The organism is Rubrivivax gelatinosus (genome assembly GCF_016583785.1).
In the GTDB taxonomy this organism is placed as follows: Bacteria; Pseudomonadota; Gammaproteobacteria; order Burkholderiales; family Burkholderiaceae_C; genus Rubrivivax; species Rubrivivax gelatinosus_B.
On record NZ_NRRU01000035.1, the window covers coordinates 1 to 11,756 of the forward strand.

The 11,756-nt window shown below is 72.1% G+C and carries 11 protein-coding genes; 7 read left to right on the top strand and 4 right to left on the bottom strand.

All coding sequences use genetic code 11. From position 1 onward, the window contains the following. The 3 genes from CKO43_RS11005 to CKO43_RS11015 all read right to left on the bottom strand — a co-directional run. A partial coding sequence (locus tag CKO43_RS11005) for a ChaN family lipoprotein (RefSeq protein ID WP_200378665.1) occupies positions 1-381 on the bottom strand: 381 nt, incomplete at its 3' end. 108 nt (positions 382-489) lie between these two features. Continuing rightward, on the bottom strand, positions 490-1,119 hold the full coding sequence (gene pssA / locus CKO43_RS11010; protein WP_200231821.1) for a CDP-diacylglycerol--serine O-phosphatidyltransferase: 630 nt from the start codon (positions 1,117-1,119) through the stop codon (positions 490-492). 112 nt (positions 1,120-1,231) lie between these two features. Continuing rightward, the gene (locus CKO43_RS11015) at positions 1,232-1,696 is read right to left on the bottom strand and encodes a tellurite resistance TerB family protein (protein ID WP_200231822.1); all 465 of its coding nucleotides are present in this window, start codon (positions 1,694-1,696) and stop codon (positions 1,232-1,234) included. 263 nt (positions 1,697-1,959) lie between these two features. On the opposite strand from CKO43_RS11015, the gene CKO43_RS11020 reads away from it, so the two are divergent. The 7 genes from CKO43_RS11020 to CKO43_RS11050 all read left to right on the top strand — a co-directional run bounded on the left by CKO43_RS11020 (position 1,960) and on the right by CKO43_RS11050 (position 11,425). Then, positions 1,960-3,084 carry an efflux RND transporter periplasmic adaptor subunit gene (locus CKO43_RS11020; RefSeq protein WP_200378666.1) on the top strand — a complete coding sequence of 375 codons (1,125 nt, stop codon included), beginning with the start codon at positions 1,960-1,962 and terminating at the stop codon, positions 3,082-3,084. A gap of 10 nt (positions 3,085-3,094) precedes the next feature. Next, complete coding sequence (locus CKO43_RS11025; protein WP_200378667.1) at positions 3,095-6,274, top strand: efflux RND transporter permease subunit; 3,180 nt, start codon at positions 3,095-3,097, stop codon at positions 6,272-6,274. A 106-nt stretch (positions 6,275-6,380) separates the two neighbouring features. After that, positions 6,381-6,788 carry a polyhydroxyalkanoate granule-associated phasin gene (locus tag CKO43_RS11030; protein ID WP_200231826.1) on the top strand — a complete coding sequence of 136 codons (408 nt, stop codon included), beginning with the start codon at positions 6,381-6,383 and terminating at the stop codon, positions 6,786-6,788. A 293-nt stretch (positions 6,789-7,081) separates the two neighbouring features. After that, positions 7,082-7,639, top strand: coding sequence for a hypothetical protein (locus CKO43_RS11035; protein WP_242478157.1), 558 nt, complete (start codon positions 7,082-7,084; stop codon positions 7,637-7,639). A gap of 331 nt (positions 7,640-7,970) precedes the next feature. Beyond that, positions 7,971-8,942 carry a hypothetical protein gene (locus tag CKO43_RS11040; protein ID WP_200378668.1) on the top strand — a complete coding sequence of 324 codons (972 nt, stop codon included), beginning with the start codon at positions 7,971-7,973 and terminating at the stop codon, positions 8,940-8,942. A gap of 37 nt (positions 8,943-8,979) precedes the next feature. Beyond that, complete coding sequence (locus CKO43_RS11045; protein ID WP_242478158.1) at positions 8,980-10,074, top strand: AAA family ATPase; 1,095 nt, start codon at positions 8,980-8,982, stop codon at positions 10,072-10,074. Continuing rightward, positions 10,067-11,425 (top strand): vWA domain-containing protein, encoded by a 1,359-nt coding sequence (locus CKO43_RS11050; RefSeq protein WP_200378669.1) that lies wholly within the window; start codon positions 10,067-10,069, stop codon positions 11,423-11,425. Before CKO43_RS11045 ends, CKO43_RS11050 begins: the two co-directional genes overlap by 8 nt. Here CKO43_RS11050 and CKO43_RS11055 read toward each other — a convergent pair whose 3' ends face one another. Then, the gene (locus CKO43_RS11055; RefSeq protein ID WP_200378670.1) at positions 11,426-11,752 is read right to left on the bottom strand and encodes a thioredoxin family protein; all 327 of its coding nucleotides are present in this window, start codon (positions 11,750-11,752) and stop codon (positions 11,426-11,428) included. Positions 11,753-11,756 lie beyond the last annotated feature (4 nt).

Here is an 11,756-nt window from a genome sequence, read left to right on the forward strand (position 1 = left end):
CACCGGCACGCCGGCACGCAGCGCGGCGGCGACGAAGGGGCGGTAGAAGTCCCAGTTCCAGCCGGGGCCGCCGGCGGCGGCGATCAGCGCGTCGGCGTCGCCGCCGGCCGCGCGTGCGGTGTCGAGCGCGCCCTGGCGCTCGCGGTCGAACTGCTCCATCACCAGCGCCGGGCGTTCGCCGCGCGCCAGCAGCGCTTCGAACGCGGCCAGGCGCAGCGCGTGCGCGGCGGCGTTGTCGTGCACCTCGCCGAGCAGCACGACGGGGCGCGTGGTCTGCAGCGGCGGCGCGGCGCAGGCGGCCAGCGCCAGGCAGGCGGCGGCGGCGCCGATGGCGCCGACGGGGCGGAAGAAGGACAGCGGGGACGGCAGCGAGACGGTCACGGAAGGTTCCTCGGCACGGGGGCGTGAACGGCTGGCGGCGGGCTGGCGGCGAAACGGCGCCGCGAAGGCGCCGGGCAAACGGGCGCGGCCGGCGCGCCGCGCGCCGCACTACAGCTTGGGAATGCGGATGCGGCTGATCATCAGCGAGCCCGACAGCGCGTAGACCAGCACCAGCGGGTGCAGCGTGAAGCCGGCGAGCTTGTACTGGCCGAACCACAGCGCCTCGCGCACGTCGCCCAGCGCGGCGGCCAGCGCCAGCATCGCGACGATCAGGATCGAGGTCGGGATCGGCGTGCCCTCGAAATACTTGACCTTGCCGGTGCCTTCGGACAGCGCCTCGGCGGTGACGTTGTAGCGCGCCAGCCGCGACACGCCGCAGGCGACGAAGTAGACCAGCACGATGCGGTCGTACAGCCCCTGCATGCCGACGCCGTAGGCCATGATGGCCGGGGCGACGCCGAAGGAGATGACGTCGGCCAGCGAATCGAGCTCGCGCCCCATCGCCGAGCTCTTTTGGCGCCAGCGCGCGATGCGGCCGTCGAGCACGTCGAAGACCAGCGCGGCCAGCACCATCGCGGCGGCGAAGTACACGTGCTGCACGTGGCCGGTCTCGAGGTAGGTCATGGTCGAGAACAGCGCGCCGATGCCGCAGATCGCGTTGCCGAGCGTGAACCAGTCCGCGAGGTGGAACTCGCGGATCATCGAAAAAGGTTTGTTGGGCGGGATGGGCGTCGTCATGAGCGGATTCGGGCGTCGGCGCCCGGCACGGGCCGCCCGCGTGGGGCCGGTGCCGGCTCGCGGCCGGGGCGCCAGTGTACGAGCCCTGGCAAGCGGCGCGCCCCGGCCTGCGTCATGCCAGGCCGGCGGCCTCGCGTGCCCGCATGCGTGCATGCACGTAAGCGCCCTGCGGCACGTGCAGCAGGTCGGCGATTCGCCAGGTGATGTGCTGCTCGTGGGCGCTGAGCACGCCGTCGGCGTAGGCCACGCGCCACAGCGCCTCGACGATGGCGATCTTCTGCTCCATCTCCCAGGCCTCGTTGATCGCCGAGGTGAAGCCGAACAGGTCGTGCGCGGTGCGCACCGTCTGCTCGGCCAGTTCGACCAGGCGCTCGAGTTCGTCGTCGGCCAGGCCGAACTGCTGGCGCAGCGTGGCCAGCACCGCGGCGCGTTCGGCCGGCGTGATCGCCGGATCGGAGCGCATCACCTCGACCAGCAGCGCGGCGCAGGCGAGCTGCAGCGTGTGGGCATCGGCAGGGGCGGCGGCGTCGCGGCGCGGGGCGACGGCATCGAGCAGGTCTTTGAGGGTCTTCAGCATGATGGGCGCTGCGCGCCGGGGGCGCGCCAGGCTGGCGAGGTTAGCGCGGCTGAAGGCCGGCACGGCGGGCGGGGGCGCAAGGCCCCGGTGCTTCCCCCGGTACGAACCGCGGTGCAAAAGCATGGTTTCGTCCCGCCGCGACGCCACCGGCGCCGTGCGCGCACCCGTTCGTCGCAGCGGTGCTCGGGCAAGGCCGGCTCACGTTACGCTCGCGGCTTTTGCCCCAGACCGATGCCGCGCCCGCTGCGGCCCAGCCGATGCCCATGCGCCACCACGCCCTGCTCGCCGTCTGCCTCGCCTGCCTGCTCGCCGCCTGCGGCAAACCCGGCGCCTCCGGCCCGGCCGCAGCCGCTTCCGCCCCCGCCGCGACGCTGCTGGTCGCACCCGAGGACGTGCTGACGGTGGCCTCCAGCGCCATCGCCGGTGGCCCGGTGATCACGGGCTCGGTCCAGCCCGAGCGCCGCGCCGACCTGGCGGCCGAGGTCGCCGCGGTCGTCGTCCAGGTGCTGCGCGACAACGGCGAGCCGGTGCGCCGCGGCGACCTGCTGATGCGGCTGGACGACACCGCGCTGCGCGAGAGCCTCGCCTCGGCCGAAGAATCGGTGCGCGCCAGCAACCAGGCTTTCGAGCAGGCCGAGCGCCAGGTGCAGCGCCTGAGGACGCTGCAGCAGCAGGGCATGATCTCGACGCAGGCGCTGGAAGACGCCGAGATCCGGCGCAACAACACCCAGAGCGAGCTCGTCGCAGCGCGGGCGCGCGCGGTGTCGGCACGCCAGCAGGTGACACGCACGCTGGTGCGCGCGCCTTTCGACGGCGTCGTCAGCGAACGCCGCGTCTCGGTCGGCGACACGGTGCAGATCGGGCGCGAGCTGGTGAAGGTGATCGACCCGGCGAGCATGCGTTTCGAAGGCCTGGTCTCGGCCGACCGTGTCGCCGAACTGAAGCCCGGGCAGGCGGCGCGTTTCCACGTCAACGGCTTCGGCAACGCCGAGTTCAGCGGCCGCGTGCGCCGTGTCGACGCCGCCGCCAACGCCACCACGCGCCAGGTCGAGCTGATCGTCGACTTCGCCGACGCCGCCAAGGCGCCGCGCGTGGCCGGCCTGTTCGCCGAAGGCCGCATCGAGACCGGCAGCAGCGACGCGCTGACGCTGCCCGAGAGCCCGATCGTGCGCAGCGGCGACACCGCCAGTGTCTGGCGCCTGGACGGCAAGCTGCTGCAGAAGGTGGCGGTGACGCTGGGCGATCGCGACCCGCGCAGCGGCCAGTACGCGGTGTTGAAGGGCCTGGCCGCCGGCGACCGCGTGCTGCGCAACCCCGGCCGCACGCTGCAGCCGGGCCAGGGCTTCGAGTTCGCCGCCAGCGCCGCCTCGGCCGCGGCGGCGAAGTAAGGAGCGCGCCGTGCTGCTCTCCGAATTCAGCGTCAAGAAGCCGGTGGCGATGGTCGTCGTCATCATCGGCCTGATGGCGCTCGGCCTGCTCGCGCTGTCGCGGCTGAAGGTCAACCAGCTGCCCGACGCCGAACAGCCGGTGCTGGCGGTGACGGTGCCCTACCCCGGCGCGTCGCCCGAGACGGTGGAGCGCGAGGTCGTCGACCGCATCGAGAAGGCGCTGCAAGGCATCTCCGGCGTCGACCAGCTGCGCTCGACCTCGGCCGAAGGCAGCGCCACGCTGATCATCGTCTTCGACTTCGGCAAGGACCTGGTGCTGGCATCGGACGAGGTGCGCAACGCGATCGCCTCGGTGCGGCACAAGCTGCCGGTGGAGATGCGCGAGCCGGTGCTGCAGCGCATGGACCCGAACACCCAGCCGATCATGCAGCTGGCGCTGTCGTCGAAGACGCAGACGCACGCCGAGATCTCGCGCCTGGCCGAGGACCAGCTCGCCGACCGCTTCCGCGCCATTCCGGGCGTTGCCGTCGTCAACGTCAACGGCTCGCTGCAGCGCGAGCTGTCGGTGCTGCTGCGCTCGCAGAAGCTGCGCGAGTACGAGGTCTCGGTGACCGAGGTCGTCGCCGCGCTGCGGGCGCAGAACGCCACCGCCCCGGTGGGCAAGGTGCGCGGCACGCTGGAAGACCAGAGCATCCGCCTCGTCGGCCGCATCGAGCGCCCCGAGGACTTCGGCCAGATCGTCATCAAGCGCCGCGGCAACGAGCTGGTGCGGCTGGCGCAGGTGGCGGTGATCGAGGACGGCTTCGGCGAACTGACCGGGCGCTCGATCCGCAACGGCCACCCCAACGTCGGCATCATGGTCACGCGCACGCGCGAAGCCAGCACCGTCAGCGTCGCCACGCAGGTGCGCCGCGTCGCCGCCGAGATCGGCAAGACGCTGCCCGAGGGCACGACGCTGGAAGTCACACGCGACGGCGGCGAGGAGGCGCAGAGCAGCCTGGACAACGTCATCCACGCGCTCGTCTTCGGTGCCGGCCTGACGATCTTCGTCGTCTACGTCTTCCTGAACTCGTGGCGCTCGACGCTGATCACGGCGCTGTCGCTGCCGACCTCGGTGCTGGCGGCCTTCATCGCTGTCTGGGCCTGCGGCTTCACGCTCAACTTCATGAGCCTGCTGGGGCTGTCGCTGGCCATCGGCGTGCTGATCGACGACGCCATCGTCGTGCGCGAGAACATCGTGCGCCACATGGAGATGGGCAAGGACCGCTTCAGCGCGGCGCTGGAAGGCACCTCCGAGATCGGCCTGGCGGTGACGGCGACGACCTTCTCCATCGTCGCGGTCTTCATCCCGATCGGCGTCATGCCGGGGCTGGCGGGTGAGTGGTTCCGGCCCTTCGGGCTGACGGTCGTGGCCTCGGTGCTGGTGAGCCTGTTCGTCAGCTTCACGCTCGACCCGATGCTCTCGGCCTACTGGGGCGACCCGCCGGGGCGCCACGAGCGGCCGAAGAAGGGGCTGGAGCTGAAGCTGGCGCGCCTGAACGAATGGTTCGACGGCCTGGCCGAAGCTTACGGTCGCGTCGTCGGCTGGGCGCTGCACCACCGGCGCTGGATGACGGCGTTCGCGCTCGCGAGCTTCGTCGCCGCGCTGGCGCTGCAGGCGAAGTTCGGCGGCACCAGCTTCCTGCCGACATCGGACGTCGGCACCATCGCCGTCGAGGTGCGCACACCGGCTTCGAGCAGCCTGGAATACGCACGGCTCAAGGTCGAGGCCGCCGCGGCGCTGGCGCGCGAGATGCCGGAGACGGTGGCGACGAACAGCTCGATCAACCCGAACGGCGGCCGCGTCTTCGTCGACATCGGCAAGAGCACCGAGCGCCGGCGCTCGGGCAGCGAGATCGCCGCCGAACTGCGGGCACGCGTCTCGCGTCTGGTCGGCGCCGAATACGCCGTCATCGACGACCTGAACAACGGCGCGCAGAAGCCGGTGCAGATCCGCTTCTCGGGCCCCGACTCGCGCCGCCTGCTCGAGCTGACGACCGAGTTCATGGCGCGGCTGCGCCAGGTGCCGGGCGCGGTCGACGTCGCGCTGTCCGAGCAGGACCCGCAGGTCGAGATGAAGATCGAGCTCGACCGCGGTCTGGCCAACACCTTGGGCATCTCGGCCAACGATGCCGCGCAGGCGCTGCGCGTGGCCTTCGCCGGCGTCGAGGCCGGCGACTGGATAGACCCCAGCGGCGAGACGCGCGACGTCTCGGTGCGCCTGCACCCCCAGGACCGGGTCGACGCCGGCAACATCGAGAGCCTGCCGATCGCGGTGAACGGCAGCAACATGCTGGTGCCGCTGGAGCAGATCGCCACCGTGACCATGGGCCGCGGGCCCTCGCAGATCCAGCACGCCGACGGCAAACGCATGATCACGGTGGCCGCCAACGCCCAGGGGCGCTCGACCGGCGAGGTCACCGCCGACGCGCTGAAGATCGCGCGTTCGATGGACTTCCCGCCCGGTTTCGGGCTCGAGCTGGCCGGCACCTCGCGCGACCAGGAACTGGTGTTCCGCGACCTGGGCACGGCGCTGATCGCCGGCATCGGGCTGATGTACCTGATCCTGGTGATGCAGTTCGGCTCGTTCACGACGCCGCTGGCGGTGATGGTGTCGCTGCCGCTGTCGCTGATCGGCGTCGTGCTGGCGCTGCTGGCCACCGGCGGCACGCTCAACCTGATGAGCTTCATCGGCGTCATCATGCTGATGGGGCTGGTGGCCAAGAACGCGATCCTGCTGCTGGACGCGGCACGTTCGCGCGAAGCCGAGGGCATGGAGCGCGAGGAAGCGCTGGCCGCCGCCGGGCGCCAGCGGCTGCGGCCCATCCTGATGACGACGCTGGCGCTGATCGCCGGCATGCTGCCGGTGGCCATCGGCGTCGGCGAAGGCGGCGAGTTCTACCGCCCGATGGCCGTCGCGATCATCGGCGGCACCATCACCAGCACCTTCCTGACGCTGCTGGTGATCCCGAGCTTCTACGACAGCATCGAGACCTCGCGCGACCGCGCGATCGCCAAGTTCCGCCGCCGCGCCCAGGGGCGGCATCCGGCGCTGGCTTTCGTCGCGACGCTGGCCGAGGCGGTGGTGACGCTGCTGGGGCTGCGCATGGTCTGGCGGCTGCTGCGCAGGCGCAGGGGCGCGGCTGCCTGAGCGCCGGTGGCGCCGGTGAAACGCATGCCGGCGGCCTGTCGGCCGCCATCACCCCGGGCCGCGGTGGGCATCGCCGGCGGCGCCAGCGCAGGCCTAGAGTGATCGCATGGTCAAGCGCACACGCAACTCCTCGTCCCGGCTCGCGACACATTCCGCCGAACTCGCGTTCGCGGTGCCGCAGGTCGTCGCCCACCGGCTGGCACGCATGGCCTTCGCCGGGCCGCAGCTGTCGGCACGCGACCGGCGCGAGTTCAGCGGCATGGTGTCCGAGAAGGGCACGGCCTTCGCTGGCGCCTGGATGGCGATGGGCTGGCAGATGCTGCGCGTGCAGCAGCAGCTGAGCCTGGGGCTGTGGCGCGCCTGCTGGGCGCCCTGGCTAGCGCGCCATGGCGGCGGTGGCCTGCCCCAGCAGTGGCAGGCGGCGGCGCAGTCGGTGATGGCCGCCGGGCTGGCGCCGGTACACCGCAAGGCGGTCGCCAACGCCAGACGCCTGGGCCGCACCCGGCTGGGATGAGACCGGGCGGCGCAGAAAAAAACAAAGCCCGACAGCCGTCAGGCTGCGGGCTCCCCTCTCGTCGGATCGCGGGGCCGTGGCGGCGCGGCGACGAAAGCTCCTTGGCACCGGGTAACGGGTTCCCGCGATCCGCCCCATCTGCGGCCGGTTGCGTGCTTCGGATGGCCTCATGCTAAAGCGGCGCGCGGCGGCCGGTCCAGAGAGATACCCCGGATCAGGGGTCCATTTCCGGCCGCAGCCGCCACGGCAGCCGCGGCTGGTCGCGGCCGCTGCCGATGGGCAGAATCGCCCCCATGCGCCCCGCCCCATCGACGATGAAATACCGCGAGCTGGTGATCTTCAGCGGCGAGAGTTTCCTCGTGCCGCAAGGCGTGCAGCGCATCGACACCGGCGCCACCCACGGCTGGCAGGTGCGCTACCAGGGCAGCAAGCTGTTTTCCGACCACTCGCGCGACGGCAGCGGCGCGCGTGCGGCATTCGATCAGGCGACACGCGAGCTGATGCGCCGCATCGCCGCGCTGCCGGCGCCGGTGGCGCTGCAGCGCGCGCCCAGCGCGCACAAGACGAGCGAACTGCCGCCGGGCATCTCCGGGCCGATCATCCGCACGCGCTCGGGCACCGGCACGCGCAGCGCGGTGCTGTCGGTGCTGCTGCCGCGCTACGGCGCGCCGTCGCGGCGCACCAGCGTGCACATCGCCAGCGAAAGCAGCTACAGCCCGGAACGTTTCGAGGCCGCCTTGGCACGCGCGCAGGCGCTGCGTGCCGAAGCCGAGCACGCCTACGTGCAGGCGGCGACCCAGGCCCGGCGGCGCGCCGGTCTCGCGATGCGCCAGGTGCTGCGCGACCGCTGAGGCTTCTTCGCCTTGAGTTGTCTCAAGCCTGGAATCGGGGTCTGCACCAGGGGTGGCGATCCGCGGCGCAGCGGGCACGCGCACTGCCACACGAACCGGGCTGCGGATGCGGGAGACCGGCTCGAACAGGCCCCTGCACCCGGCGACAGCACGGCACAATTCGCGCAAATCGCTGGGCGCGGGCCGGCTGTAACCGACCCGATGGCCGACAAGACCCCGAGGCCGGCCGGCAGCCGGCACACTCGACGATGCGCAGGGCCGCAAACGGTGGCTGCGCAGACCCTGCCGCCCCTTTCGGGCGGCGCCGACCGTCCGTGAACGAGGTGAGACGATGAGCGCCCCCGTCCCGCTGACCCACCACGAGATCCTGGAGCTGGTCGCGCCCTTCAGCCGGCGCGGCCGGCGCGTGGACCTGGCCACCAGCGACCGCATCGCCCGCCGGCTGCGTTTCAAGCCGCTGGAACACCCGGCGCAAGCGCCGCTGGCCTGGCCGCTGCAAGAAGAAATGGAACTCGAGAGCTTCGCCGCCGACGACCACCGCGTGACGCGCCGCCTGCGCACGCCCGAAGGGCTGGAAGCGGTGCTGGTCGCCGACGGCCCGGCGGTAGAGGAGCTGGTGGAGCGGGTGCACGCGGTGCCGCCGGCACGCCAGTTCCGCCAGGGGCCGGGCTGGACCGCGGCGCTGGCGCACCGCGCGCGCCGCCTGGGCAACGGTGTCGAATCGATCATCCTCACCGACGCGCAGGCGCGTGTCGCCGGGCTGGACGTGAAGATGAAGGTCTCGAGCGTCTCGGGTGTCAACGCCGACCTGGAACTGATGCCGGCGCCGGGCCGTGCGCTGGCGCTGCCCGACGACCTGCTGGCGGTGCTGGGCTGGCCCTGGACCTGCATCGCCCGGCTGCGCGAGGGCTGGGGCGGCGCGCTGCGGCTCAAGGGCGACGGCAGCGAACGCAGCGCCGACGCCGAGAGCAAGTTCCAGCGCACGCTGGAACATCTGGCGCACACGCTGGCGGCGCCGCCGCAGGTCTTCCACCAGCGCATGCACCGCGAGCGCTGGCGCGTGACGCTGCGCCGGGCGGTGCCGCTGCTGGTCAGCATCGCGCTGATCGCCGGCGCGGCGATGGTGCCGATGATCCAGCTGGCGCAGAACTCGGTCTGGCGCATGCTGGTGTTCCATTCGCCGGCCTTCCTGCTGATGCTGTTCTTCTGCCTCGGCGAGATGCCGCGGCTGGAGTTCCCGCCGCTGCCGCGGCTGGCGCGTGCCGGCTCCTGGGAGCCGGTGACGCCAGCCGACCCCGCCTGACAACCTCTCCACCTGGACCAAGATGCTCGGCAACCCGATGAACATCCCCCCGGTCTCGATCGCCGCGGCCAAGGCCGCGCTGGTCGAGCAGTTCGCCTGCCCCGTGCTGCGCCAGCGCGCGTCGATGCTCTGGGGCACACGCGGCGTCGGCAAGTCCTCGGTGGTGCGCCAGGTCGCCGAGCAGCACGGCGTGCCGCTGATCGACCTGCGCCTGACGACGATCGAGCCGGTGGACATCCGCGGCGCGATCTACGCCGACGAGCAGCTCGAGAAGACGGTCTGGTTCCCGCCCGAGTTCCTGCCGCAGGCCGACCAGCCGCAAGGCATCCTGTTCCTGGACGAGCTCACCGCCGCCGATCAGCGGCTGCAGGTCTCGGCCTATTCGCTGATCCTGGACCGCCGCGTCGGCCGCTACGAGCTGCCGGCCGGCTGGATGGTGGTCGCCGCCGGCAACGCGAGTTTTCACGGCGCGGTCTGCCACGACATGGGCACGGCGCTGGCCGACCGCATGTTCCACTTCAACGTGCAGACCGTGGTCGAGGCCTTTCTGCAGCACGCCGCGGCCAACGACTTCGCGCCCGAGGTCATGGCCTACCTGAAGGTGCGGCCCGACAAGCTCGACGACACCCAGGCCCAGCTCGCCGCCGACCACCTGATCGGCGCCAGCCCGCGCGGCTGGGAGGACGTCTCCAACGTGCTCAAGAGCGGCCTGGGCGAAGCCACCCGGCGCGTCTTCGTGCAGGGCCGCATCGGCGCCGCCAACGCCGCCGAGTTCTTCGGCGTGCTGCGCGAGATCCAGTCGGGCGCCGACGTCGTCAAGCTGCTGGCCGCGCGCCCGGGCGAGGAGACGGCGGCGCTGCTGCCGCGTACGCTGGACGCGCTCTACGGGATGATCTACGGCCTGCTGGCCGCCAGCAACGACGACGCCGCACTCGACCGCGCGCTCGAGATCATCGAGCAGCTGCCCGACACGCGCGCCAATGTCGCGCTGCCGATCCGCGAGGCGCAGACGCTGGCGATGGAGCTGCTGATGCAGAAGGCGCTGGAAGGCGGCATGGAAGGCACCATCCTCGACAGCGCGGCCTACCGCCGCTACAGCGAGCGCCGCCAGCGCGAAGGCCAGGATGCCTGAACCCGGCTCCGTCTACCTGCACCGCGGCACACGCGCGGTGCAGCGCCTGGTCGAATTCGCGCCATCCACCGGCGGCCTCGCGCTGTGGGCGCACCACCGCGACCGCGCGGCCGGCGAAGGCGCGCCGACGATCGCCACCGACGGCCACACGATCTGGTACGGCCGCGCCTTCGACGAACTGACGCTGCCCCAGCAGGCCGGGCTGGTGGCGCACGAGGTGCTGCACGTCGCGCTGCGCCACGCCCAGCGCTACGGCGAGCTGCAGCAGGTGGTCGGCGACGTCGACCTGCAGCTGTTCAACCTCTGCGCCGACGCCATCGTCGACAGCACGCTCAGCCACCTCAGCTGGCTGGAGCTGCCCGCCAGCGCGGTGACGCTGGACCGGCTGCTGGCCAGCGCGCTGGGCATCGAGCAGAGCATCGACAAGGCGCTGCTGGAATGGGACGTCGAGCGCCTGTACCGCGAGATCGACGACCGCCGCAGCGAAGGCCGCGACGGCAAGCGCCAGGGCAGCAAACAGCAGGCCGGCGGCGCCGACGGCAAGGCTTCGCAGCGCAGCAGCGCCGAGTCCGCCCAGCAAAGCGAAGACGGCAGCGGTGAACGCAGCGACGGCCCGCGGGCCGCACGCGCGCGCTCGCTGGCGCGCGGCCTGGTGCCCGACCTGCTGCCCGGCCGCCACGGTGCCGGCAGCCCGGAAGACGAGGCCGAGGCCGCACGCGAGTGGAGCGAACGCCTGACACGCGCCCACGCCGGCGACGGCCTGCACTCGATGCTGCGCACGCTGCTGGCCGACCTGCCGAAGACACGCACGCCCTGGGAGCAGGTGCTGCGGGTGCAGCTGGCGCGTGCGCTGGCGCCGCGGCTGGAGGCCTCGTGGTCGCGGCCGTCGCGCTCCTATCTCGCCAACCAGGGCCGCATGGGCTCGCGCCGCATGCCCTTCGAGCCCGGCCACAGCCAGACCAAACGTGTGCCGCGGCTGGCGGTCGTGGTCGACGTCTCGGGCTCGATCCAGGACGAGCTGATGAACCGTTTCGCACGCGAGATCGAGTCGATCACGCGGCGGCTGGAGACCGGCCTGGTGCTGATCGTCGGCGACGAACGGGTGCAGCGGGTCGAACGTTTCAAGCCCGGCCAGTCGGACCTGCGCGACATCCAGTTCCAGGGCGGCGGCGGCACCGACTTCACGCCGCTGCTCGAAGAAGCCGACAAGCACCTGCCCGACATCGGCGTCGTGCTCACCGACCTCGACGGCCCGGCGCGTTTCCGGCCGCACTGGCCGGTGGTCTGGGCGGTGCCCGAGAAGGACGCCCACGCCCAGGCGCCGTTCGGGCGCAAGATCGTGCTCGCCTGATCAGGCGGCTGCGGCCAGCGCCTGGAAGGCGCGTTCGAGTTCGGCTCCGTCCTGCGGACGCACGACGCGCGCGACCTCCTGGCCGCGGTTGATGAACACCAGCGTCGGCCACAGCTTGACCGCGAACGAGCGCCCGAGCGGCTGGCCGCGGCCGTCCTCGATCTTCCGGTGCGTAATCGCCGGATAGCCGGCACGCGCCGCCGCGATCAGCGGCTGCGCGCCCAGGCAGTGCGGGCACCAGCCGGTGCCGAACTCCAGCACCAGCGGGCCGTCGAAGGCGTCGACCTCGGCGCGGGTCGGCTCGCGGTCGGGGGGCAGGCTGTCCATGCGT